Genomic DNA, 24,110 nt, shown 5'->3' with positions numbered 1-24,110 from the left:
CTATCGGGCGCGCCCCGGCGCCGCCTGGGCACGCAGGGCCAGTGCCACCCTCCACCAGAACCGCGGGGTCTTCAGGTCCGCCGGCCGCCTGCGCATGTTCACCACGTCGAGGAACCGCTCGTGCACCCAGGCGTCCGTGACGGAGGCCCGGGCCATCAGCTCCGACATCCGGCGCGCCAGCGCGTATCCCCTGGGGTAGGGCCCCCGGACGTGCGGCTGGGCGAGGTCCGCGAGCGTGGAGACCTCCCAGGCCGCGTCGACCACCACCTCGACGTGGTCGAAGTACCCGCGGGCAGGGGCGTGGAGGTCCGCTCCTGCGCGCAGGTGCGCCGCGAGGCAGGAGGCGTGGAGCAGGGCGCTGGTCATGCCCTGCCCGTAGACCGGGTTGAAGGACGCCACCGCGTCCCCGACGACGAAGAGCCCGCCGGGCAGGCGCTCCACCGCCCACCACTTCCGGCGGAAGGAGTGGCCCATGCTGTACGTCCGCACCTCGCCGACCATCTCGCAGGCGTCGGCGACGACCCCGAAGGGCTCGGCCATGTCACGCATGCGCCGGATGAACTCCGCGCCGTCGCGCGTCGGACGCCTGTCCGCGTAGGCCACGATCACGGCCATCCACAGGTCGCCCTCCACCGCGGCCATGGCACCGGTGTCGGCCTGCTCGTCCGTCACGGACGGCAGCTGATGGGCCACGACCACCCCGGGAAGTTCGTTCCCCCTGCGGAAGAGCGCGGTGGCGTAACCGAGATCGATCTGCATCCGGTCGACGGGCGGGGCCTCCCAGCCCACCTCGGTCAACCACGCGGAGAGCCGGCTCGACCGGCCCATCGCGTCCACCACGGCATCTGCCGTGAGCGTCCGCTCCGCCTTCGACTCCGGCTCCGGCTCCGGTCCAGCGGCGCGCAGCCGAACGCCGGTGATCCGCCCACCACGGGTGGCGAGCCCGACGGCCCTGGCGGTCACCACGTCGACGTGGTCGTCCGCGAGGGTACGACGGCGGACGTGGTCCTCCAGTAACGCGCGGCTCACGCCGATCAGTTCGTTGCCCGGCACGTCGACCTTGCGCACGGTGTCCGCGAACATCCGGATCTCGTCGCCCGACCCCAGAACGGCGCCGTCGGCCAGCAGTTCCGCGGAGAGACCGGGCCACCAGCGGTCCGCTTGGAGCCGACCCATGTCGAGCAGCGCGTGGAGCTGACCGCTCTGCGGCACACCCGCCCTGGCACCGCCCGCGCCCGGTGCGTCGGGTTCGACGATCGTGACCCGATGCCCCTCGCCGCGCACCGCCCGTGCGGCCGCAAGGCCCGCGATGCTTCCCCCCAGGACGACCACGTGCTTCACGCGCTTCTCCTCCATCGGCTCGCGACACCCCCGACCGGCCGTGCCGGGCGGGGTGGGAGCAGCCTAAGCGGCGGCGGGGGTGCGCATCGCGGCGAGGAAGGTCAGGGCCTGCGCGGTGCGGGAGCCCGGTTCGGCGGTGTAGACGAGGAGGCTCTGGTCGGCGGCGCCGCGCACGTCCAGGACCTGGTAGTCCAGGCTGAGTTCACCCGCGAGGGGGTGGCGGAACTCCTTGCGGCCGCAGTGCTGGGCGCGGACGCGGTGAGTGGACCACCAGTGGCGGAAGTCCTCGTCCGCCAGCGAGAGTTCCTCGACGAGGTCGGCCAGGGCGCGGTCCTCGGGGTAGCGGCCGGCGTCCATGCGGAGGTAGGCGACGCACTCCTTCGCCACCGTCTCCCAATCGGCGTAGAGCCCGCGGACGTGCGGGTCGAGGAAGCTCAGCCGCACGTGGTTGCGGTGCGTCGGCGCGACCTTCCCGAAGTCCGTGATCAGTGCGGCCGCGAGGGGGTTCCACGCCAGGACGTCCATGCGCCGTCCCAGGACGAGGGCGGGTACCGCGGTCATGCTGTTCAGCAGGGTCCGGGTGGCGGTGGATACCTGCTGGGCCGCGGCTCGCTGTGGGTGCAACCGCTGGGCGGGGGCGTCGGCTTCGGTCGCGCACCGCAGCAGGTACGCCTGCTCGTCGGCGTGCAGACGGAGGGCGCGTGCGAGGGCCAGGAGGATCTCCGGCGAGGCCGATCTCGCCCTGCCCTGCTCCAACCGCACCACGTAGTCGACGCTGACGCCCGCCATCATGGCGAGCTCCTCGCGCCGCAGCCCCGGCACGCGGCGGTGGCCGGACGTCCGGATCCCGGCCTCTTCGACGCTCATCCGGGCGCGGCAGGCGCGCAGGTAGTCACCCAGTTCCGTCACGGGGGCGATCCGTCCTCTCTTCGTCTCTTCGTCTCTTCATCGCTTCGTCGACTCTCCTCGGGCCAGGGCCCGGGCGTCGTCGCGGTCGGTCGACAGGGCCAGGTGTCGCCACGCCGCGGACTCGGCCCGGAGCCCTGCGATCTTGCGGTCCAGCTCCGCGACGCAGTCGCTGCCCGACTGGGCCCGCAGCGGCGGGACGTCGGCGTCGGCCAGGACGAGGACCGCTGCGGCGCCCTTCACGGGGTCGCCGGGCTGGGTGTGGTCGAGCCCGGGAACCATATCGCGTACCGCTCCCGAGGTGGCGGCGTAGTAACTCCTCGGAACCGGGAACGGTGTGTTGCCGGCGGTGCTGTTCATGCTCGGCGCCCGCGAGGAGTTCATCCAGGGAAGGATGTGCATAGGAAGATGGTGCCCGGTCAGTGGCCCAGGGCTCGTTTGAGTTGGGCCTTGTCCATGGACGAGCGGCCCTCGATGTTGCGCTGTTTGGCCTCGTTGTAGAGCTGTTCCTTCGTGGGACCCTTCGAGCCGCTGTGGGAGTGCCGGCCGCCGCGCTCGGCGGACGACATGTCCTGGATCGAGGAGCGGCTCGCGGTCTTCGATTCGCCGGCCCGGGCCCGTTCCTTGTTGACGGTGCGGGCCGCGATCTCTTCCGCGCGCTCGGTGGACTCGCCGCGCTTGCGGGCGGACTCCTTGATGTGCTCGTACTGGCGTTCCCGCTTCGGGGAGGACCCTCGGGGCATGACCGGCTCCCTGCCTCAGCGCCCGGCTCGGTGCCGGGCCGTACGGCGCCTACCCCGCCCGGAACGGCTCAGTCGTGCGCAGCGGGGATGCCCGGGAGACGGGGGACGGGGCCGGATCCGGCCCCGGGGTGGCGAGGGTGCGGCGCAGGTCGTGGGTGACTGCGCGGCGGAGCCCGGCCGGGCGGCCGCGGTCCGCTCCGGGCAGGCCGACCTCGTCGATCCGGTCCAAGAGGCACAGCGGCTGGCGACGCCAGTTGCAGACGAACAGGGCGATGCCACGGGCCCGGGCCCGGCGACCGAGGTCGAGGAGGCGGTGCAGTCCCGGCAGGTCCATGAAGGGCACGTGCCTCATGTCGCAGACCACTACGCAGACGTCACCCCCGAGGACGTAGCGCAACGGGTCGAAGCCGGGGGCCGCGCCGACGTCCAGCGCACCGACCGGAGTGAGGTGCACGGTGGGTCCGTAGTGCCGCACTTCTATGTGGAAGTCGCTTCCCATGGCGTTACATCCCGGTGCGTCGGTGCGTCCCCCTCCCTCCGTGGCGGCTGCCCGCCCACCGCCGGGTGAAACCCGCTGGTCCACGCCCCGTGGGGCACACCCGGTGGGGCGGCTCGACTCAGTGCAGGATGCTGACCGCGCGGGCGATCACCAGGAGCGAGGTCAGCAGGGCCGCCACGCTCTGGACGGCCATCATGAGCTTCGCCCGGGGGGACAGCGGCATGGTGTCCGTCGGGCTGAAGGCGGTGGAGTTCGTGACGGACACGTACAGGTAGTCGACGAGCGTGGGCACCCAGTCCGACGCCTTGCTCGCTCCGTCCGCGACCTCGCCGACGGCGTCGTCGTTCTCGTCCTGGGAGAACCGGAAGTCCGCCAAGGGCAGTTCGGATCGAGGCAGTTGGGTTCTGCTCACCGGGCCGCCACGGTCGAGTTCCCAGTAGCCGAGTCCGAAGACGATGATGTTCGTCAGCCAGACCTGGAGGGCCGCGATCAGCAGCGAGCGGCCGTCCTCGACCTTGGCGTGCACCAGCTGGTCGACGAGCAGGCCGAGGGCCACCAGGTTGCTCGCCGCGATGAGGAACACCAGGGACAGGGACAGCGCGCGGAACGTCCTGGTCTGGCGGGTCAGCCGTCTCGGGTTGATGGCGATCAGCGGCAGCAGGAGAAGCACTTCCAGGGCCGGGAGCACGTACCGGGGAGTGACCAGCAGTTGCTGCGGCAGGGCCAGGTACAAGCCGATCGCCGCCAGGGTCGCCGCGACCGCCGGGAGCCGGGCCTCGCCGCGGCGTTCGTGGCGGGGATGGTGCGTGGGGGCGCTCGCTCGATTGCGCGTCATGATGGTGCCGCCTCTCGGTCTCCCGAACGGGGCACGTGTGGACGTCGTGGGCCCGTGATCCCCGTCTACCCGACCTGCGGTGTTCCATGACTACGGCCGATCAGCGCGGGTGTGCGGCGAGACCGTAGTCCGGCAGTGCGATGTCCCCCGCCTTGGCGAACTGCGCGGCGAGCAGGTTCCGCATCGGCCACCGGGTCATCGACCGCATCGAGAGGTCGCGCATGCGGATGCCGAGGCGGCTCGACGGCACGTACCCGGCGGCCCCGCCGGGCGGCAGCTGCTGTGCCTGGTCGACGTACGGGCGCATCACCTCGTCGTAGCGGCGGAAGGCGACGCCGTGGTCCCCCGCGGCCGCGGCCAGTTCACCGGCCAGTACGTACGCGCCGACCAGAGCGAGGCTGGTTCCGAGGCCGGTCAGCGGGGTCGCGCAGTATCCGGCGTCGCCGAGCAGGGCCACGCGGCCGCGCGACCAGCTGTCGAGGCGCACCTGGCCCATGGAATCGAAGAAGAAGTCCGGGGCGGTGCGCATCGACCGCAGCAGGGCGGGGGTCTTCCAGCCGACCCGGTCGAAGCGCCGGGCCACGAGATCCTGCTGGGCGGCGACGTCACGGCGGTCGTAGGAGAGCGCCGGCGAGCGGAAGCTGAAGCCTGCCTTGATCTCGCCGGGCAGGCGACCGGGCCGGGCGGAGACGACCAGGCCGCCGGGCGCGTTGTGCATGAGGAACCAGCCGTCGAGGTCGACGTGGTTCAGGTCCGGGCCGTCGAAGGCGGTGAACCAGGCCGTGTAGACGTCGATGGGGCGGACGAAGTCCCGCTCCGGGCCGAAGGCCAGCGCGCGCACCACGGAGTGCGGCCCGTCGGCGCCGATGACGAGCCCGAACCGGCGCGGCGCGGCCCGTTCGAAGGTGACGGTGACCCCGTCACCGCCCCCGCCCGCTCCCTGCTCGATGCCGGTGACGGTGTCGTCGAAGAGGTACTCCGTGTCCGCCGCGGTGGCCTCGTACAGGAGGCGGGCCAAGTCGCCGCGAAGGATCTCGATCTCGGAGACGATCCCCTCACCGCCGAAACTGTCGGCCGGCATCCGCGCGGTGGTGCGGCCGGTGGCGTCGACGAGCGCGAGACCGCGTTGGTCCACGCTCTCGGCCCTGGCCCGATCCATCAGGCCCATCCGCTCGATCACGGTGCGGCCGGCGCCGCGCAGATCCACGGTCTGCCCACCGGGGCGGGGTGCCGGGGTGCGCTCCACGATCGTGACCTCGAATCCTGCCTTGCGTAGCCAGTACGCCAGCGCGGGCCCCGCGATGCCAGCGCCACAGATGAGTACCTCGTTGTTCGCCATGCTGCGAATGTACGCCGTACGCGTAGTAGTGCACAAGCGAGAAATCCCCTTCAGGTAAAGTGAGTTGTGCTGCACCGCACTAGTGCGGAGGAGTGAGAAACCGCTCGCGCCCGCCGCTCGGCCGGCGTCAGCGGCTAGGATGGCGCGCATCATGGTGCACTAGTGCGGAGGAGTGTCGGTGAGCGAACGGGCGGTACCGCGCTACAGCCAGATCGTCGGCGAGCTGCGGCGGCGGATCGAGGCCGGCGAACTGGCGCCCGGAGAGCGCGTGCCGTCGACCCGCGAGATCACCCGGCAGTGGGGCGTCGCGATGGCGACCGCCAGCAAGGTGCTCGCCGAACTGCGCCGGGACGGCGCGGTCCGCGTCGTCCCCGGCGTCGGGACGGTCGTGGCGGCCCCGGCCGGCCCGCCGCGGGCCGGCCGCCCCACGGCTCCCGCCCGTCCCGCACCTCCCACGCCCCCCGTTCGCCCTGGCGGGACACCCGACGCCGCCCCCTCGCTCCACACGGGGCTCACGCTGGGCCGGATCGTCGGCGCCGCCGTCGCGATCGCGGGCGCGGAGGGACTGGCGGCGGTCTCGATGCGCCGGGTCGCCTCCGACCTCGGGGTGGCGACCATGTCGCTGTACCGCCACGTGGCGGACAAGGACGACCTGCTCACGCGGATGATGGACGCCGTCATGGCGGAACGCCCGCTGCCCGCCGAGCGGCCGGAGGGCTGGCGGGAGGCGATCGAGCTGGCGGCCCGGCAGCTCTGGGACCTCTTCCGCCGCCACCCCTGGCTCGCACCGGCCCTCTCGGTGACGCGCCCCCAGGTGATCGTCTCGGGCTTGTCGTACAGCGAGTGGATGCTCGCGACCCTGCACGCGCACGGACTCGACCTGCAGACCGCCTTCACCGCGCACCTCACGCTGCTGAACTACGCCCGTGGCATCGCGGCCAACCTGGAGTCGGAGCGGGAGGCCGAGGCCGACAGCGGGCTCGACAGCGAGCAGTGGATGGACACCCAGGAGCCCGCGCTCCTGGCGGCCATGAGCAGCGGCCGCTTCCCCGCACTCTCCCGCCTCGCCGCGGTCGGGTACGACTTCGACCTCGACGCCCTCTTCGAGTTCGGCCTCCAGCGCCTCCTGGACGGCCTCGCCACCTTCCTCGACGGGGGCTCCACCGACTGAGCGCGGGGGCTGCCCAAGTCGCCGGACCCCCCGGCCGGCCTAACGGATCACGATGTGGCGGAGGTGGACGACTCCCGTGGGGAAGGTCCGGGTCTCCGCGAGTTCGAGGTCGACCCGGCGCTCGCCGCGGGGGAAGAAGGGGATGCCGCCGCCCAGCAGCACCGGGTGGATCCGCGCCCGGTACTCGTCGATCAGGCCCGCCTCGGCCACCGCGGCGGCGAGGGTGGCACCGCCGATCGCGATCTCGCCCTCCCCCGGCTCGGCCCGCAACCGCTCGATCTCCTCCGCCGGGCCGCCGGAGGCCAGCCGCGCACGGCCCCGCACCGCCGTCAGGGTCGTGGAGAACACCACCTTGGGGAGCGGGTTCCACAGCCCGGCCCACTCCCGCATGGTGTCGTCCAGCGACGGATCCTGCTCGGCGGTTTCCCAGTACAGCATCGTCTCGTACAGCCGTCGACCCATCAGGTGGCAACCGACCCCCCGGAACTCGTCCGTGATGAACCGGAAGAGCTCCTCGTCGGGATCCGTCCAGTCGAAGCCGCCGTCCGGCCCGACGATGTATCCGTCGAGCGAGACGCCCATGGAATAGGTCACCTTGCGCATCAGAGGTCCTCCTCGACCACGGGCCCGACCGTACGGCCGCCGGGCCCCCGTGCCCGGGGTCCGACACGGCTCACCAGAATTGTCGGAGGTTGAAGCTCCGCAGGGACACGTGACTCGCGGGCTCGGTCGTGCTCCTGGCGTACAGCAGCGGCATCGCCGTACGCGCCGATCCGTACGCGGCGTTCCACGCGAGCCACTGGTACGCGTCCCAGCCGCGCTCCATGCCGATGCCCACGCCGTCCCTGCTCAGCGTCGTCGTGGCCAGCCGGTAGTGGAAGGCGACGTCGTAGCGGGCCTTGACCTCCAGCGGCCGGCGCTGGTGCCGGTCGAACCAGCGCAGCGCCGATGTGCCGCGCTCGCTCGGGTCCTCGGAGTCCGCGTGGACCGCCAGCAGTTCGTCGAGGTCGTACGGCTCGTTCCGCATGAACCGCAGCATCGTCCCCTTCGCGGCCTCGACGGCCGCGTCCAGCGTCCCGCCCTTGATCCACCTCGGTTGTGCGGGCGCGCCCGACCAGTCCGGGCCGAAAGCCTCCGTCATGTCCCGCTCGACCGTCTCGCTGAAGGGATCCAGCGGGGTGAAGCGGAACTCCGTGTCCGAGAGGGTGTTGTGGCGCGCCAACAGCGCCATCACGTCGTCCGCGTGCTGGTCGAGCGTGCGGAGCAGGTGCTCCGTCCTGCCGTCGCGCGCGTAGCGCAGGAAGACGAGGGAGTGCACCGTGCCGGCGGCCCGGCCGGTCGCCGTCTGCTGGGACACGTTGACCGTGCGCGCCTTCGCCTGCGAGTTGTCGAGGAGCGAGGCGACGAAGGCCACCATCCGGCTCGATCCCGCGGGGTCGACGTGCTCGGGCAGCCGGGGGTCGCCCACACCGGCGCGGTGCGCGCACAGCCCGATCTCCACGGCCAGGGCCGGCCTGTCCCGCAGCAGCGCCGAGAGGAAGCACGCGCCGTCCAGGTAACGGTTCGCCTCCGGGTTGAACGTCTCGCCCTGCCGGCTGAACCGGAAGCCGGCGACCATGGTGGGGACCAGCGCCAGCATGCGCGGGACGGTCAGGGCGGTGCGGTCGGTACGCGGCAGCCGGTCCAGCAGCTCCCTCGCCTTGATGATCTCCTGGCGCACGGCGACCTGGCCGCTGCACGCGTAGATCGTCGCCGCGATCGCGGCCTCCCACCGGCCGGGCCGTTTGAGCGCCAGCGGATGGATGTCCGCCATCGCGTCCGGGGAAGGCAGCGGTGCGTCGTCGACCGACTCGGCGTCCTTGCGGAGGGCGCACAGTTCCGCCAGCTCGCGCGCGGGGATCTTCGCGCCGTTGTAGCGGCTCAGTGCCTGCGACCTCGAGTAGTCCCAGAACACCATCTCTTCTGCCATCACGCGTCTCTTCCTGTTTCTCTTCCTGTTTCTCTTCCTGCACCGCTGCCGGGATCGCTGCCCGAATCGCCGCCTGCTTCCGAACCCGTGCGGGCGCCCGCCGCCCCGCTCACGCCCTCCGGGAGGACCGGGCCGGCGGCGCGCCGTACGCCGGCCAGCGCGGCGGCGGCGGCCAGCGCGGCCACGGCCAGCAGCGCCCACGGCCACCGGGGGCCCAGGGCCAGTGCCGCGGTCAGGGTCAGCGGGGCGATCGCGGCGCCGATCCCCCAGGACAGCTGGTGCAGGCCGAGGTGCCGGCCGGGCGTGGCGTCCGGGGCCATCCGGACGGCCACGACGTCGCTGGTCGGGGCGTGCATCAGCTCGGCCGCGGTGAACACCGGCACCGCGAGCGCGAGGAGGGGCAGCGCGGCCGAGCGCGGCAGCCCGCTCGCCGCACCGAACAGCACGGCCGCTACGGACCACACCAGAGCCGCCCGCTGAAGGGTCCGCAGGTGCTCGCGCCGCTCCAGGTACCGCACCGCCAGCGACTGGCCCGCCATGACCAGCAGGGTGTTCAGCGCGAATACCGCGCCCACGACCCAGGCGGGTTGCCGGAGTTGCTGGACGACGTAGAGCGGCACGAGCACCGGCAGCGCCGTGCAGACGAGCACGAGCACCGTGTTGGCCGCCACCATGGCGAGGTAGGCGCCTCCGGGCCGGGGGCCGACCGTACGGTTCCCGGGCGCCGCCGGCACCGGACCGGCGGACGGGCGCCGGTCGGTGGCCGGCAGCAGCGCGATGAGGACGGTGGCGAGGAGGTAGCTGGCCGCGTTCGCCGCGAGGACGAGGCGCAGGCCGCTCAGGCCGTGCCCGGCCAGAAAACCGGCCGCGAGCCCGCCGACGGCCATCCCGGCGTTGCGCAGGGTGCGTTCGAGGCCGTACCAACGCATCAGCTCGCCGGGGTGGCACCGGCGGGCGAGGAAGGCCCTGTTGGCGGGCCAGAAGAGGTTGTCCCCCAGCGCCGCGAGGGTGGCCGCGACCAGCAGTGTCGTCGGGGAGCCGGTCGCCAGGTAGACGCAGAAGGCCGTCGCGCGCAGCACGTGGGCCGCCTGGACCAGGGGCAGCGGGCCCCACCGGTCGATCAGCGGCCCCGACAGGGGACCGGCGGCCAGCGCTGCGGCGCCGGCCACCGTCAGCAGCGTTCCGGCGGTGGCCGCCGTCATCCGGTCCTGCCACGTCAGGTAGAGCAGCAGGAAGGGCAGGGCCAGGCCGCTGCCGGTGCTGTCGATCGCCACGGCGGCGAGCAGGCGCCGCTGACCGTCCAGCCGGGGCAGGCCGAGCGCCGCGCCGAGCCGCCCCGGCCGCGGCGGCGCGGACGGTGTCGCGCTCACCGCGAGCCGACCCCCGCGCTCGTCACGAGGTGACCTCCGCGAGCCTCACAGCTCCGCCATGGCGTTGCCGAGGTAGTTGGGCAGTCGGGACAGCTGCCCCCAGAGCTCGTCGAGGTCCACGGGGTAGCTCTCCCGGTAGCGCCGGGTCACGGCCTCCACCTCGGCCCAGGTGGTCGGCATCCTGCCGTCGTTGTAGCGGGGCGCCAACTGGTCGTACAGCTTGGTGCCGGGACGCAGGAAGAGCTGGTTGAGGCCGAAGTAGCCGGGCAGGTCCGTCGCCCATTGCAGCAGGTCGCCGTTCTCGCAGGCGGGATCGTCGGGCAGGCCGATGAGGACGAACGCGAACGGCGTGACCCCCGCGTCCTGAAGCTTCTGCACCGCCGCGTTGGTCACCCCGGGCTTGATCCGCTTGCCGACCGGTGTGTCGGCGATGCCCGGGGACTCGGCGCCGAGCCACATGCCCTTGCAGCCGGCCCGCGCCCACTCCTCCACGTCCGTGCGCAGCACGACCTCGGCCCGGCTCTGGCCCGTCCAGCCGATGTCCTGCCCGGTCAGGCCGCGGCACAGGTCCCGGTAGTAGGTGGGGTGGAGCCCGAAGACGTAGTCGAGGAAGAAGATGAAGTCCACGTCGCGTTCGCGCATCGCGGCGATCTCCGCGAGGGTGCGCTCCACGGGCTGCGGGCGCATGCGGGTGCCGAACGGCAGGTGGCAGAAGGTGCAGCCGTAGGTGCAGCCGCGCACCCCGAGCACGATGCCGCACGAGCCGCGGCGCACCTGGCCGTCCGTGAACACCTCGGCGGTGTAGGAACTCATGTCGAACAGGTCGTACGCCGGCAGCGGCCACTGCTCGGGTGCGAGCTGCGGATAACTGTCCACCAGCGGCATCACGGGCAGGGATGGTCGACCCGCGATCAGGTCGCGCACCGCCTGGATGCCGGCGGAGTCGGTCTCGCCGCGGGCGACGAAGTCGACGCCCAGTTCGCGGCGGGTGGCGTCCGGGAGTTGGGTGGCGTGCGGTCCGCAGGCGAGCAGGGTCGCCCGCGGCCACTGCCGACGCGCCTGCTCCGCCATCTCCTTGACCGGGTCCAGCACGAGCGGGTAGCACTGCGCGCGGTCGGCGATGGCGGTGATCACGACCACGACGTCGGGGGCGCCGTCGGTGTCCGGCGGGGAATCGGTGAGGCGGTTGTCCCAGACGGACACGCGCACGCCCTCGGCGCGCAGCACCGCGCAGGCGTTGGCCACGTCGAGTGGCAACTGAAGGAATTCACGGTCGAATTCGTCGTCGGGAATGGCGAAGAGGACATGGGTCACGAGGGGCTCCCGGGCAGGTTCATGGGCGCGTGGGGGGCAGGGGCGGCACGGGGACCCCCAAAGGGCGTGGAGGTACGGGACGTACGGTCGGGGAACCGTGCCGGACCGGGATGCGGGAGGCCGAGCGCACCCGGGCCGCCCCGGCACGGCGACCTTACGAAGACCGCCGGCCGCTGCCACAGCCCCTACGACCCCTACGACCCCCTATCGCGTACCTGGACGGCGGGTGGCGCGGTGCGTCCGGGGACGCACCGGGCCGGGGTGCGCCCGGCCCCTCGCCCGGCCACCGCCCCGGCCCCCCGTGCCGGCTCCTGCGCCGGCCACCGCCCCGGACCCGCCCCGGACCGCCGCGGCCACGGCTCCGGATCCGCACGGCACCCCGCGCCCCCGCCCCCGGTCATCGGTAGGGGGTCGTAGGGGTCGTAGGGGCTGGGGCGTCGACCGGAGACCTCCATAGGCTCCCGATGTGCCGGACGGGCCCCGTGCGAAGCGACCCGGGAAGGCCCACGCGGCCCCCGGCCCCACCCCACGGGCCGTCACCGCGCCGCGGATCCCGCCCCCCGCTCCCGACTCCCCGCTCCGGGAGGCGGCGCCGGCCGCTCCCCGCCGGTGTGCCGGACGCCCGGACCGCCGGCCAGCTCCACGACGAGAAGAGGTTGGAACGATGACGTTGACCGAAGGAGAGTCCAGGGGTGTCGCGCTGGAGGACGTCGCCGTCCCGTGCCCGGGCACGGGACGGTACGAGGTCCTCGACGGTCGCATGACGCCCCACGACGTCGACGCGACCGTCCGCTCGGTACTGCGCGGTGAGGGCGTTCCACTCGGGGAACCGGAGCCCGGGGCGCCGACTCCCGGGCAACCGGCCGTCGGGGGACTGCTGTTCGACCTGGACGGCACCTCCGTACGGCTGCGCAGTCGACCCCTCGCCGATGCCGCCCCGGACACCCTCGACGCCGTCGCTCCCCCGGCGGCCCGCACCCAGGTGCTGCTGTCGGCCGACGGACCGCTCTCCGAGCGGGCCGGGGCCGTCTTCGACCGCATCGTCGGGGCACTGACCCTGCGCGGCCGCTGCTACACGCCCGCGGAGGTCGAGACCATCGTGGCCGGCATGCCGCTGGTGGCCCGGTACTCCATCGGGGAACCGGCCTTCCGCGACTGGGCGTTGATCTTCCGCGACCACTACGTGGAGAACAGCGTCGGCTTCCTGTTGGGCATGGAGCGGGCCGGGATCGACCCTCAGTGGATCTTCGCGCTCTCCAAGGGCGACCGGACCCTGCACCGCGACCGCGTGCACTCCTGGTTCCTGCACCGCGGCTACCGGAGCGACACCCTGGACAACTCGGTCATCAACGGCTCGGCCGACACCTCGGCGCGCGCGTACGCCCTCGCGGTCAACGAGCAGGTGGACGACTTCGTGCGCCGCGCGCACGCCGCGGGCCGCAAGGTGCTGGTGATCGACGACGGCGGTCTGCTCGCGCAGGGTTACGGGGCCGAGGGCGTCCTGGAGGACGGCATCGACGGCGCCGTGGAACTGACCGTGAGCGGGTTGAAGCGGATCGCGGGCGCGCCCGGCGAACTGACCATCCCGGTGCTCAACATGGCGCGTTCGCGGCTGAAGAGCATGCTCGGCTACAACGAGATCGCCGACTCGTGCGTACGCCGACTGCGTGCGATCCTGCCGGGCGAGAAGTTCATCGGCCGGCACGTGCTGCTGCTGGGCTACGGCACGCTCGGGGGCCGCGTGGCGCACGCGCTGCGCGCGCTGGGCTGCCGGGTGGCCGTGGTGGACACGGACGTCCTGGCGCTGATCACGGCCGCGGAGCACGGGTACGAGACGTACCGCAGCATGGGTGAGGCGCTCGGCGCCCACGCGCCCTTCCTGATCATCGGCAACAGCGGTGAACTCGCCCTCACCCACGACGATCTGCCGCTGCTGCCCGACGGGGTCTACCTCGCGGGGTTCGCCACGAAGGACTTCAGCCTGCTCAGCGAGGGTTTCGAGGGGCTGCGCTCCACGCCGGTCCCCCAGGTCGGCGTCCGCCACACCCTGCCCGGCGGCGCCACGGCCACCCTGCTGGGGGACGGCCGCTCGCTCAACCTCTTCGAGTACGAGGGCATCGCGAACCGCGGTTACGACGCCTACCGCGCCGGCACCCTGATCGCGGCGAAGCTGCTGTGCCGCGAGGCGGGCGGGCTCGCCCCCGGCATCCACCTGGAGCCCGTGGACCGGGAGATCCACGAGGCCGGGCTGTTCAGCGCCTACTACGAGGAGTACCTGGCCTCCGGCACCCGCCACCGCGGCGCCGCGACGGCTCCGACGGCCACGACGGCCCCCGCCGTACTCGCCGTACCGGTCGCACCGGCCTCACCGGTCCCGGTGGCCCGGTGAAGGCCCGCACGTCCGGGACCCGCGTCTGCGTGGTCGGGTACGGGGCCGCCGGCCGGTTGCACCAACGGCTGCTGAGCGAGCTCGGGTTCGACGTCAGCGTGGCCGATCCCGCACCGGGTGCCGTGCCGCCCGCGGTTCCCGTCTTCGACTCGGTCGAGGGGGCCGCCCGCCGTCCCGTCGACGTCTGGTCCGTGTGCTCGCCGACCGCCACCCACGTGGCGACGGTCGCGCGGGTGCTCGCCGTGGACCCGGCGGCCCGACTGCTGGTCGAGAAGCCGCTGTGCCGCGCGTGGGAGATCCCCGAGCTGACCTCCCTGTTGGACGCCCACCCCGAGGCCCGGCTGGTGGTCATGGACCAGTACCAGCACTCCCGGGCGATGGCCCTGCTGCGGAGCATGCGCCAAGAGCTGACGCCCGGGCACGCGCTGCGCGCGGTCCGCGTCGGCTTCGGCAAGGACCGGCGGGCCGATATCGCCGCGGGCCGGTTCGTCGACCACGACTACGGCGTCTTCGGCTACGAGTGGTTGCACATGCTGGCCCTGGTCCGCGGCGCGCTGCCGCCGGAGACGTACGACCGCTACATGGGCACCGACCCGCAGGCGTGCGCCCTCCAGGTGGCGATCGACCCCGAGTTGACCAGTACCGCCGCGCACGAGCGGGCCGTGGCCGACGGCGTGGACATCGAGTTGTACTCCACCATCGTCGGCCCCGACCCTTCCGGGCAGGTCGAGGTGCCCGCTTGGTTCGATCTGCCCGTCGCGGCCGATGAGAGCAGGCAGCGCCACGTCGACGTGCTGGCCGGGCCGGTGCGCTTCGGCCTGGACCTGGACCCGGTGACCCTGCCCCGGGGCACCCGGCTGCCGCGCAACACCCACCGGCTCACCGCGCAGGGGCCGGGGCTACGGCGCGAGTGGCTGATCCACGACTCCCCGCTGGACAACGCCCTGCGGTGGGCGGTGGCGACGCTGCTGTCCCCCACCGGCCCGCCCGGTCTCGACCTGCGGGGCGCGGCGCGCATCGGCCTGTTGGCCGAGGCGGCCCACCCCGAGCGGCCCGTCGGGACCTCCCGGGGCGCGCACCCCGGTCTCCGACCGCCCTCCGTCCGCACCTGAGCGGCGGCCGGGCCCCTGCACCTGGCCCTGCCCATACGGGCAGGGGCCCGGCCGAGCTCGACGACCGGGAGCGCCGTCCCCCGGCGCTACGCGCACCACCCGGACCACCCGGACTCGCACTACCCGCACTACCCGGGCCGACCCCACGGCCCCGACTGGAGGAGAGATCCCGTGCTCACGTTCGGAGTGATCGGCTGCGGGTCGATCGGCGGCTTCCTGGCCCGGCTGCTGACGCGCGAGGACGCGGAACTGGCCGGCCGGGCACGGCTGGCGGCGGTCGTCGGCCGGGACCCGGTGCGGGCCGCGGCGCTCGCGGCCGAGGTGGGCTGCGCGGCGACCGACGTGGCCGGACTGCTCGCCCGGCGGGACGTGGACGCCGTACTCGTGTGCACTCCGAGCGGCACCCATGCGGAGCTGGCCGAGGCGGCCCTGCGCGCGGGCAAGCACGTACTGGTGGAGAAGCCGGTCGATGTGACGCCGCAGGCCGCCGACCGGCTGATCGCGGTGGCCCGGGAGACGGGGCGGACGCTCGGTGTGGTGTCCCAACACCGCTTCGACCCCGCCGCCCGGCTGGCCCGTACGGCGATCGAATCGGGTCGGCTGGGCCGGGTGACCTCGGTCATGACCGAACTGTCCTGGTGGCGCGGACCCTCGTACTACGCCTCCGGCACCTGGCGCGGCACGCGGGCCCTGGACGGTGGCGGAGCGCTGATGAACCAGGCGATCCACGCGGTGGACCTGGTGCAGTGGTTGGCCGGGCCGGTGGTGGAGGTGGCGGCGCACACCGCACGGCTGGCCCATCCCGGCATCGAGGTGGAGGACGTGGCGACGGCGAGCCTGCGCTTCGCGAACGGCGCGCTGGGCACCCTGCTCGCCTCCACGGCGGCCTACCCGGGGCGCACCGCCCGGACCGCGGTGAACGGCGACCGGGGCTCCGTGGTCATCGACGACGACAAGCTCGCCTACCTGCACCTCGCCGCGGAGGGCGAGGACGCGCCCGCCTACGGGGCGTTCGGCGCCGCCGACCAGTCCGCCGCCTACGCGGCGGAGTTGACGGGCGAGGGCGCCCGGGACGCCTCGGGCCTGCTGTACCAGCCGCACCGGGACCAGCTCCTGGACTTCTGCGAGGCCGTGCGCGAGGGGCGGCCGCCGCTCGTGGACGGGGCGGGTGGGCGCCAGGCGGTGGCCGTGGTGACGGCGATCTACACATCCGCCAGGACCGGTCTTCCGCAGCGAGTGGACCGTGCTGTTCCGGCCAATGATGGGCGCACGCAGAAGAGTCCGTGAACGCGGGAGCGCTTGAGCGCGCGCGTCCGATTCCGTTCGTTTGTCAGGACAATGGCGGAATATCGATCCCTGCTCCCCGATGCCCCACCGCTCCCGACGTAGACTCGATCACCGCTGGGCCGGAGGCCGCCTGCCCTGCCGATCGGGTCCGTTCCGTTCCGTGCTGTTCCTCGCATGGGAACGGGACGGTGGGATGCGAATGGAAAGCTGCGGGATTTTGTCCTATGCCGATGAGATCGTCGAACGGGCCGAACAGCGCGGTGGCGTCATCCTCCTGGAGGGGGGCCCGGGAACAGGGAAAACGTTCCTGCTGGACAAGGTGAAAGCACGCGCCGTCGCATCCGGTTCGGTATGCCTGCATGCCACCGGCTTTCGCGATGAGCGCGCGGTCCCCTTTTCCTTCCTCGAACAATTCGTGCACGGATCCGGGATTCCCGGTGCCGTCCGTGCGGCCGTGCACCGACTCGTCGAGGGTGCGGCGCTCGCCGACGCACCCGGCGCGTCGTCGAGCGCCTCACCCGGCACATCGACCGGCACGTCCCCCGACTCGTCGACCGCCGACCGGCCCGGAGCCCAACCCGCGCACGTCGTGCAGGAGCTGATCTGCGCGCTGGTCGCGGCCGCCGGGCCCGCCGGCGGCTTCGTCCTCGTCGACGACGCCCACCACGTGGACCCGGCCTCGCAGTCCTGTCTGCTCCACCTGGCCCGCCGGGCCCGGGCCCACCGCATCACCTTGGTGATGGCCTATCCGCGCACCTCCCGCGACGGTATCCGCGACCACCTCGAATTCATCGGTCTCTGCGACGCCCGGCTGATCGAGGCCGCCACCTTGCGCGAGGACGAGGTCGAACGGCTACTGGAGCACGAGGCCGGCGCCGATGCGTCCCGCGAGCTGGCCGGGGCGGTCCACCGGATCAGCGGCGGCAACCCCGCACTGGCCACCGCGCTGGTCCGCGACCTGCACCCGGACGGAGCCGCAGGCCCGCCGTCGCCGATCCACGTCGGGGCCGCCTTCCGCACCGCCTACGCCGCCGCGCTGGTCCGCCACCCCCGGCTGGCAGAGACCGTCCAGGCCCTCGCCGTGCTGGGTGACGACGCCGATCCCTTACGGGCCGCGCGCCTGCTGGAGCGTCACCCCGAGGAGATCGAGCAGCACGTCGCGGAACTCGAACGCGCGGGCCTGCTGGGAAGCGACGGCTTCCGCCACCCCGCCGTCCCCGGCGCCGCCTTGAGCATGCTCGCCGCCGAACTGCCCGGCCTGCACGCGCGGGCTGCCGCGCTACTCTTCGGCGAGGGCGCCCCGGCGCCCTCCGTCGCGCACCACCTCGTCGCCGCGGACGAGCGGCCCGACCCGTCCCAGGTACGGGTGTTGCGGCTCGCCTGGCAGCAACTCCTCATGGCCGGCCGGGCGGACCGGGCACTCGCCTGTCTGCGCCTGGCCGACCGGGCCGAGCTCGACCACGCGCAGCGCAGCAGGGTCATCGCCTCGCTGATCGGCACGCAGTGCTATGTCAATCCGCTGGCCGCGGAGCCAGACGTGAACCGGCTGTTGGCCGCGGCGCGCGCCGGGCAGGCGAACTGCGGCGCGCTGCGGCTCCTGGTCCTCTGGTTCCTCTGGTTCGGCAGTCGCGACCGCGCGCGGGAGGTGATGGCCCGCCTGGTCGAGACCTGCGAACCGGCCCATGTGCACGAGGAGGTGCGGGAGTTCCGCGCGCTGATCGGGTGCCTGTGGCCGGAGCTGCTCGGCGATCCGGTGGTGCACGCCTACTTCTACGACGCCGGCGTGGCCGGAACCTCGGGTCGGCGCGCGCCGGTGGCGGCGCCCGCGTCCTGCGCCGCGCCCGCCCTCGGCGGCCGCAGCCTGCTGCGCCCACCCGGGGCCACACCGTCCGGGGCCACCCCGCCCGGAGGCAACGGCCACGAGGCTCCCGAGCAACGGTTCGTACCCGCGGCCATCAACCCCCGTTGGCTGCGGGAGTTGGATCTCGCAGCCCTGCTGGAGCTCACCCGCAAGGGCGAGATGACGCTGGCCGACCAGCTCTGCGAGGACCAGTGGAGTCGGCTCACCCCGGACGAACTCCCGGCCCGCAAGGCACTCCTGGGCGGTCTGCGCGCTCACCTGCGGTGGCACCTGGGAGACCTGCGCGCGGCTGCGCAGAGCGCCGCGCAGGCGCTGGAGCTGCTGCCCGACCGCAGTTGGGGCGTCGCCGTCGGGATGCCGCTGTCGGTCCTGATCGGCGCGCACACCCTCATGGGGGATCCGAACCAGGCGATGCGCTACCTGGAGCGTCCGGTCCCCGACGAGATGTGGGACTCGTCCTTCGGCCCGATGTACCGGCTGGCCCGCGGCTGTTACCTGCTGGAATCGGGCCGCCCGCACGCGGCGCTGGACGACTTCACGGCCTGCGCTCCGGCGGAGGGGGCCCGGCAGGGCAACCCCTTCGGCCCGCTGGGCTGGCGTGCCTACGCCGCCCAGGCGTACCTGGCCCTCGACGACCCCGAGCAGGCCCGCCGGCTGGCCGTTGCGGAGATCGTGCAGGGGGACCGGCCGACAGACGCCCGCGGTCGTGCGTTGGAGGTGCTGGCCGCGGTCGACGATCCCGGCCGGCGCCGGGCCCGGCTGGAGGAGGCGGAGCGGACCCTGCGCGCGACCGGCAACCGGCTCTCGCTCGCCCGGGTGCTCGCCCAACTCAGCCACGTGGACCTGGCGGACGGCGTCACGCACACGGCGCGGGCCCGCTGGAACGAGGCACAGTGCCTGGCCGCCGAATCCGGTGCCCCCCACCGGATCCAGGACCTCGCACCCCCGCTGGACACTCCCCCGGCCCCGGCCCCCGCCCCGGCCGGACCGCCCGCCATCGCCCCGGGGGGCGTACCCACGGCGGGGGCCGCTCCCGCACCGACGGACACCGCGGCCGTCGGCCTGACGGAGGCCGAACGCCAGGTGGCCTCCCTGGCCGCAGCAGGCAGGTCGAACCGACAGATCGGCAGCCAGCTGTACATCACGGTGAGCACGGTGGAACAACACCTGACCCGCGTGTACCGCAAACTCGCCGTCCGCCGCCGCTCGGAACTGACCGGAGTCCTGGGGGTCCGGGTGCCGTCGTAGCACCAGGAAGCGCACGCACCGAAGCACGCTGCGACGGGGCGCCGGCTACCGGTCAGGCCGGATGCAGCACCGCCGCGGCGATCTCACGCACGCGGTCCAGCGTGATCCCGGTGCGCTGTTCGACGGCGAGCGGGTGGTCGGTGGGCTCCAGCTGGATGTAGGGCCGATTGCCGAGGGGTCGGATGTGGACGTTGGTCTTCAGGTCGGTGGTGCCCTCGGAGTACATCGCGAGCTCGGTGCTGAGCCAGCCGAAGTACGGCTTCTCGGCCTCGCGGCCCTGCGTGTTCCACATCTCCTGGGCCCGGGCGAAGCTGTCCCTGCTCAGCGAGACCCAGACGCCCCAGGAGAAGACGTCCTGACTGTCGATCACGGGTATCTCGATCATGCCCCTGATGAAGAAGTGCTGCCCCTTGATCACGCACTGGTCGGAGGACAACATGCTGTCCGGATCCCCCTCGAAGCCGACGTCCCAGTCATCGGGGGCGATCGTCGAATAGCTCATGGGGAGCTCGGCGTGGTGGGCGCCGCAGCAGGAGCACGTGAAACCAGGTTCGTTGGGCATGACCTGAGCTTAGCGATCACCCGCACCAGTGCGGTCACGCCGAGGGCGGGGCGTCGAGTTCGGCGAGGGACGTGGGCAGCGGCCTCGCGCAGGCTGAGTCCGTCGCGGTCGTGGCGGCCGGTGAACCAGGCGGCGAGCGTGACGACCGGGTTGAAGTGCGCCCCGGAGACGGGCCCGAGGAAGGCGATCAGCACGCCGAGGCCGAGGACGGTCACCAGGGAGTTGGCCAGCAACTGCACCCCGACGGGCCGGTCAGATCACAGACGCAGGCCTCGCCCCCTCGTACGAGGCGATCAGCGACAGCAGGCGGAGTCGAATCGGGTCCGACAGCGCCTTGAACATCCGCGACAGGTCGGCCGCGGCCTCCTCGCCCAGCGGCTCGCGGACCATGGACGTACAGCACACCGCGTCGAGAACGACACCTCCTGCTGTTATGCGCTCCAGGACAAGGTCTGGGTGACCGGCCCCGGCAAGGAACCCTGGGAGGTGTACGTGGTCAAGGCCGACGCGAGCTCATCCCTCAGCCGGCCGGATCCTCGGCGTAGCACCCGTCGTAGAGGTACGGGTCGAGTGCGTGCCTTGCCTGTCGCTGAGGTGGAAGCAGTGGCTGTTGGCCCACACCGTGATCGAGTCGGGCCGGTGGACGACCTCGAACGGCTCGTCCCCGAGCCGCGTCCCGGGCCAAGAACCGTCGGCCGCGGAGGCACGGGTGACGACCGTCCACGTCTCGTTCGGCAAGATCCGGTAGATGTCGCCCCAAGGCTCCACCGACAGGCTCAACGGCGCCTCGCCCTCGTTGCTGACCACCAGCCTCGCCGCTCTCCCCGCGAACTCCGCCACCGCTCCCCCGCTCCTCTTCACAGGCGTCCGGGCTGCCACGGCCCGTAACCGCCGTCCCCAACGCATGTTTTCAGGCCCAACCATGTCGGAGCAGTATCGTCCGTTCCGGTCAGGTGCCTATTCTCGCCCGAACAGCAGGGATCTCTGGGGGGAGAACCGAGGCGATGTCAGGCGCGTGGCACCAGCCGGGGAACGCTTCGCGGCCCCGGCCCACCGGTTGGGGGTCCGGCGCTGTCCCTCCCCCGCTGCCCGGCCCCGGGGAGTTGCTGGGCTCGGCCTTGAGACTGCTGGGGCGAACGTGGTGGCCCCTCCTGGGCGCCCTGCTGGTGGCGGAGTTCGCGGTCTTCGCAGCCGTGACCGCTGCCGGCCTGGCGCTGTACGTGCTCCGCGGCGCCCCGGACTTCTGGAACGGCGGCGGCCGGTTCATGGACCCGCTGGTCATCCTCTTCCTGCCCACGCTTCTGGGCTGCTTCCTGTGCCAGGGCGCGGTCGCCTCCCTGGCATCCACTTTGGCGCTGCAGGGCGCCACCGGGGCGCCGGTCACCGTACGCGGGATCCTACGGGCGAGCGTCCCCCAACTGCCCGGATCGGTCGGCGGCTCCGTCCTGGCGGTCTTCCTCTATCCCTTCGTCCTGTCCCCCCTCGCGCCACTGCTGCTGTGGCCCTGGGTGTTGTACTCGATCGCTCCGTCCGTCAGGACCCGCGAGGGTCTGGGCATGGCACAAGCCATGAGTCGGGCGGCACAGCTGGTGAGGGGGGTGTGGTGGCCGGTGGTCGCACGGCTGGCGCTCGCCGCGCTGGTCGCGTTCGGCCTGGATGCGGCAGGTGGCTTCCTGCTCGTCAACTGGTTCATGAGCGAAGACGGCGAGCGGTTCGCGAGTAGCCTGGACGGCGTCGTGGGCGGCATCGAATTCATGGCCGTCCTCGTCGGAGTGCTCACCGTCCTCATCATCTTCCTCATGGTCCAGGCCGTCTTCACCTACCTCGTGAGCGATCGCCTGTGCGCCGCCTTGATCTCCCGCCGCCCCTCCCCACGCCCGACGCCCGGGTACGGGCCCGGCCGCCCTCCCTACTGAGGGAGGCCTGCTAGGGGGTGGGGAGGAGGGCGGCGACGAGAGTGGCGAATTCCTCGGGGTCGAGGATGCGGATGCCCAGTTCTTCGGCCTTGGTGCGCTTGGAGCCGGCCTTCTCGCCCGCCACCACGAGGGTGGTGCGCTTGGACACCGACGACGACGCCTTTCCGCCGGCCCGTTCGATCAGCTCGTTCATCTCGTTCCGGGACAGGACCGCGAGGGGGCCGGTCATGGAGCCGGTCACCACGACGGCCTGCCCGGCCAGTGGGCCGCCCGCCGGGTCCTGCCCGTCCTCGCCGTCGCTCGCGGTGGTCGCCTCGCCCGCGTCGGTCGCGGCCGACATCGCGGGCCGCTGCGGCTCGGTGACCTGCGTCCCGACCCGTTGGGCCTGGAGTCTGTCGAGGAGCGGGGCGAGTTCGACGAGTTCGGCCGCGATGACGCGGGCCTTCTCGGCGCCGATGCCGGGGACGCCGGCCAGCGTGTCCGCGTCGGCGGCGCGGATCGCGGCCATCGAGCCGAAGTACGCGGCGATCCGGCGGGACATCGTCCGTCCGGTGCCGCGGACACCGAGGGCGCAGAACACGCGGCTCAGCGCGGCCCCGCGGGCGGTCTCGATCGCGGCCAGGAGGTTGGCGGCGCTGGTCTCGCCCATCCGCTCCAGACCGAGGAGCTGCTCGCGGGTCAGCGTGAACAGGTCGGCGACGTCCTTGACCGGACCGGCCTCCACCAGCTGGATCGCACGCGTGCCACCGAGGCCTTCGATGTCGAGCTGGTCCCGGCCGGCCGCGTAGATCACCGAGGCCACGACCTGGCAGCTGCGGCCGCGCACGCACCGCCACCGCTGCTCGGAGGTGTCGATCGCGTCGCCACAGCGGGGGCACGCCTCGGGGAAGAGGATCGGGCTCTCGGCGCCGGTGCGCTGGTCGACCAGCGGTGCTTCGACCCGGGGGATCACGTCGCCGGCCCGGTACACGAACACCTGGTCGCCGATCATGAGCCCGCGGCGGGTGATGTCGGACGGATTGTGGAGCGTTGCGTAGGTGACCGTCACCCCGTCGATGACCACGGGATCCAGGACGGCGCGCGGGGCGATGATCCCGGTCCGACCGACGTTCCACTCCACCGCCAGCAGGCGTGTCACCTTGTGTTCGGCCGCCAGTTTCCGGGCCACCGCCCATCTCGGGGCGCGCGAGCCGTTGCCGGCCTGCCGCTGGTCCTCGGCCGTGTCGGCCTTGACGACGACGCCGTCGATCCCGAAGGGCAGGTCGCCGCGCAGCCCTGCGATCACGTCGATGCGTTCCTGCACCTGCTCCACGGTCTCGCACCGCAGCGGGGCGGCTGCCGTGCTGGCGGCCGTGTTCGCGCCGAGCGCGGCCAGCCTCTCCAGCAGGGCGACGTGACCGAGGCCGTCCAGGCCGATCGCGCTGTAGGCGAAGAAGGTCAACTCGATCCGGTAGGGCCGGTCCTTGGCCCGCAGCGTGCCGGCCGCCCCGCTGCGCGGGTGCGCGAAGGGCGCGGCCTCGTGGGCGAGCCGGATCCGGTTGGCCTCCTCGAACTGTGCGGTCGTCAGCAGCACCTCGCCCCGCAGCTCCACGTCGATCGGCTCGGTGAGCACCGGCGGCAGACCGAGGACGGCGTCGGCGGCGTGGGTGATGTCCTCGCCGGCCAGGCCGTCGCCGCGGGTGAGGACCTGGACGAGCCGCCCTCCCCGGTACCGGACGGCCACCGCGAGGCCGTCGAGCTTCGGCTCCACGCACCATCCGGCCACCGGGTGTCCGAGGCGTCGTTCCAGCCCCGCGGCCCACTCGGCGAGCTCGTCGGCGTCGAAGACGTTGTCCAGGGAGAGCATCGGCACCGAGTGCGGCACGTCGCCCTGCACGGCCCCGCCCGCGACCTTCCCGGTCGGCGACTCCGCGAGCACCTCGTCCGGGTGGGCGTCCTCGTAGGCCGCGATGGCGCGCAGCAGCCCGTCGTACTCGTCGTCACCGAGCGGGGTGGTCCCGTCGCCGTAGTACGCGGCCGACGCCGCCACGGCGGTGGTCACGGCCTGCGCGTAGGCGGCAGGAGAGAGCGGGGCGCTGTTTTCGGTCATGGAGATCATCATGCTGCCACCCACTGACAACGCCCCGTCCGACCCGGTCCTCGGCCGGTCGCACGGCCGCACTGCCGCACGGCGGGCCGGCCGCCCAGCCCCTCCGACCGCCCGGCCACACGTCGTGAGCTGCGCAGATGCCACCCGTTCGGACGTGCG

20 protein-coding genes and 3 pseudogenes are annotated in these 24,110 nt (G+C 72.8%); 7 read left to right on the top strand and 16 right to left on the bottom strand.

Going from position 1 to position 24,110, the window contains the following annotated elements; all coding sequences use genetic code 11:
* The 7 genes from ACIBEA_RS04600 to ACIBEA_RS04570 form a co-directional block, all read right to left on the bottom strand.
* Window positions 1–1,341 carry an FAD-dependent oxidoreductase gene (locus ACIBEA_RS04600; protein WP_399257841.1) on the bottom strand — a complete coding sequence of 447 codons (1,341 nt, stop codon included), beginning with the start codon at window positions 1,339–1,341 and terminating at the stop codon, window positions 1–3.
* Window positions 1,342–1,404: 63 nt separating this feature from the next.
* Window positions 1,405–2,250: a helix-turn-helix domain-containing protein gene (locus ACIBEA_RS04595; RefSeq protein WP_399257839.1), complete on the bottom strand. Its 846-nt coding sequence runs from the start codon at window positions 2,248–2,250 to the stop codon at window positions 1,405–1,407.
* A 36-nt stretch (window positions 2,251–2,286) separates the two neighbouring features.
* Window positions 2,287–2,649, bottom strand: coding sequence for a hypothetical protein (locus ACIBEA_RS04590; RefSeq protein ID WP_399257837.1), 363 nt, complete (start codon window positions 2,647–2,649; stop codon window positions 2,287–2,289).
* A gap of 17 nt (window positions 2,650–2,666) precedes the next feature.
* Window positions 2,667–2,990 (bottom strand): plasmid stabilization protein, encoded by a 324-nt coding sequence (locus ACIBEA_RS04585; protein ID WP_399257835.1) that lies wholly within the window; start codon window positions 2,988–2,990, stop codon window positions 2,667–2,669.
* 49 nt (window positions 2,991–3,039) lie between these two features.
* Window positions 3,040–3,489 carry an STAS domain-containing protein gene (locus ACIBEA_RS04580; protein ID WP_399257833.1) on the bottom strand — a complete coding sequence of 150 codons (450 nt, stop codon included), beginning with the start codon at window positions 3,487–3,489 and terminating at the stop codon, window positions 3,040–3,042.
* A gap of 118 nt (window positions 3,490–3,607) precedes the next feature.
* The gene (locus ACIBEA_RS04575; RefSeq protein WP_399257831.1) at window positions 3,608–4,324 is read right to left on the bottom strand and encodes a hypothetical protein; all 717 of its coding nucleotides are present in this window, start codon (window positions 4,322–4,324) and stop codon (window positions 3,608–3,610) included.
* Between the two features lie 100 nt (window positions 4,325–4,424).
* The gene (locus tag ACIBEA_RS04570; protein WP_399257828.1) at window positions 4,425–5,663 is read right to left on the bottom strand and encodes an FAD-dependent monooxygenase; all 1,239 of its coding nucleotides are present in this window, start codon (window positions 5,661–5,663) and stop codon (window positions 4,425–4,427) included.
* Between the two features lie 178 nt (window positions 5,664–5,841).
* On the opposite strand from ACIBEA_RS04570, the gene ACIBEA_RS04565 reads away from it, so the two are divergent.
* Window positions 5,842–6,834: a TetR/AcrR family transcriptional regulator C-terminal domain-containing protein gene (locus ACIBEA_RS04565; RefSeq protein ID WP_399257826.1), complete on the top strand. Its 993-nt coding sequence runs from the start codon at window positions 5,842–5,844 to the stop codon at window positions 6,832–6,834.
* Window positions 6,835–6,873: 39 nt separating this feature from the next.
* Here the strand turns inward: ACIBEA_RS04565 and ACIBEA_RS04560 are convergent, their stop codons facing one another.
* From ACIBEA_RS04560 to ACIBEA_RS04545, 4 genes are all read right to left on the bottom strand, one after another.
* Window positions 6,874–7,437 (bottom strand): dihydrofolate reductase family protein, encoded by a 564-nt coding sequence (locus tag ACIBEA_RS04560; protein ID WP_399257824.1) that lies wholly within the window; start codon window positions 7,435–7,437, stop codon window positions 6,874–6,876.
* A 70-nt stretch (window positions 7,438–7,507) separates the two neighbouring features.
* On the bottom strand, window positions 7,508–8,803 hold the full coding sequence (locus tag ACIBEA_RS04555; protein WP_399257822.1) for a hypothetical protein: 1,296 nt from the start codon (window positions 8,801–8,803) through the stop codon (window positions 7,508–7,510).
* A complete protein-coding gene (locus ACIBEA_RS04550; protein ID WP_399257820.1) occupies window positions 8,803–10,173 on the bottom strand; it encodes an MFS transporter in 1,371 nt (456 codons plus the stop codon). The genes ACIBEA_RS04555 and ACIBEA_RS04550 overlap by 1 nt, the downstream gene beginning before the upstream one ends.
* Before the next feature lie 45 nt (window positions 10,174–10,218).
* Window positions 10,219–11,487, bottom strand: a complete 1,269-nt coding sequence (locus tag ACIBEA_RS04545; protein ID WP_399257818.1) for a B12-binding domain-containing radical SAM protein — start codon at window positions 11,485–11,487, stop codon at window positions 10,219–10,221.
* A gap of 664 nt (window positions 11,488–12,151) precedes the next feature.
* On the opposite strand from ACIBEA_RS04545, the gene ACIBEA_RS04540 reads away from it, so the two are divergent.
* The 4 genes from ACIBEA_RS04540 (at window position 12,152) to ACIBEA_RS04525 (ending at window position 19,384) form a co-directional block, all read left to right on the top strand.
* Window positions 12,152–13,876, top strand: a complete 1,725-nt coding sequence (locus ACIBEA_RS04540; RefSeq protein WP_399257816.1) for a hypothetical protein — start codon at window positions 12,152–12,154, stop codon at window positions 13,874–13,876.
* The gene (locus tag ACIBEA_RS04535) at window positions 13,873–14,988 is read left to right on the top strand and encodes a Gfo/Idh/MocA family oxidoreductase (protein WP_399257814.1); all 1,116 of its coding nucleotides are present in this window, start codon (window positions 13,873–13,875) and stop codon (window positions 14,986–14,988) included. The genes ACIBEA_RS04540 and ACIBEA_RS04535 overlap by 4 nt, the downstream gene beginning before the upstream one ends.
* Before the next feature lie 171 nt (window positions 14,989–15,159).
* Window positions 15,160–16,275, top strand: coding sequence for a Gfo/Idh/MocA family protein (locus ACIBEA_RS04530; protein WP_399257812.1), 1,116 nt, complete (start codon window positions 15,160–15,162; stop codon window positions 16,273–16,275).
* A 79-nt stretch (window positions 16,276–16,354) separates the two neighbouring features.
* Complete coding sequence (locus ACIBEA_RS04525; RefSeq protein WP_399257810.1) at window positions 16,355–19,384, top strand: LuxR C-terminal-related transcriptional regulator; 3,030 nt, start codon at window positions 16,355–16,357, stop codon at window positions 19,382–19,384.
* Window positions 19,385–19,436: 52 nt separating this feature from the next.
* On the opposite strand, the gene ACIBEA_RS04520 is transcribed toward ACIBEA_RS04525, so the two are convergent.
* The 3 genes and pseudogenes from ACIBEA_RS04520 to ACIBEA_RS04510 all read right to left on the bottom strand — a co-directional run.
* Entirely contained in the window at window positions 19,437–19,946 is a 510-nt protein-coding gene (locus ACIBEA_RS04520; protein ID WP_399257808.1) for a DUF2199 domain-containing protein, read from the bottom strand.
* 65 nt (window positions 19,947–20,011) lie between these two features.
* A pseudogene (locus ACIBEA_RS04515) lies at window positions 20,012–20,197 on the bottom strand (aquaporin); the annotation flags it as partial.
* Window positions 20,191–20,336: pseudogene (locus ACIBEA_RS04510) on the bottom strand (ArsR/SmtB family transcription factor); the annotation flags it as partial. The pseudogenes ACIBEA_RS04515 and ACIBEA_RS04510, both read right to left, overlap by 7 nt.
* Before the next feature lie 21 nt (window positions 20,337–20,357).
* On the opposite strand from ACIBEA_RS04510, the pseudogene ACIBEA_RS04505 reads away from it, so the two are divergent.
* Window positions 20,358–20,462, top strand: a pseudogene (locus tag ACIBEA_RS04505) (glyoxalase/bleomycin resistance/dioxygenase family protein); the annotation flags it as partial.
* On the opposite strand, the gene ACIBEA_RS04500 reads toward ACIBEA_RS04505, so the two are convergent.
* Window positions 20,460–20,786, bottom strand: coding sequence for a hypothetical protein (locus ACIBEA_RS04500; protein WP_399257806.1), 327 nt, complete (start codon window positions 20,784–20,786; stop codon window positions 20,460–20,462). The pseudogene ACIBEA_RS04505 and the gene ACIBEA_RS04500 overlap by 3 nt on opposite strands.
* Before the next feature lie 278 nt (window positions 20,787–21,064).
* Between ACIBEA_RS04500 and ACIBEA_RS04495 the strand changes: the two genes are divergently transcribed.
* The gene (locus tag ACIBEA_RS04495) at window positions 21,065–21,862 is read left to right on the top strand and encodes a hypothetical protein (RefSeq protein WP_399257804.1); all 798 of its coding nucleotides are present in this window, start codon (window positions 21,065–21,067) and stop codon (window positions 21,860–21,862) included.
* Between the two features lie 10 nt (window positions 21,863–21,872).
* Here ACIBEA_RS04495 and ligA read toward each other — a convergent pair whose 3' ends face one another.
* Window positions 21,873–23,960, bottom strand: coding sequence for an NAD-dependent DNA ligase LigA (gene ligA, locus ACIBEA_RS04490; RefSeq protein WP_399257948.1), 2,088 nt, complete (start codon window positions 23,958–23,960; stop codon window positions 21,873–21,875).
* Window positions 23,961–24,110: the final 150 nt, after the last annotated feature.

Origin of the sequence: Streptomyces sp. NPDC051555 (assembly GCF_044454405.1) — a bacterium.
Taxonomy (GTDB): domain Bacteria; phylum Actinomycetota; class Actinomycetes; order Streptomycetales; family Streptomycetaceae; genus Streptomyces.
The sequence above is the reverse complement of the archived record's forward strand: the minus strand, read 5'-3'. Positions and strand labels throughout refer to the sequence as shown.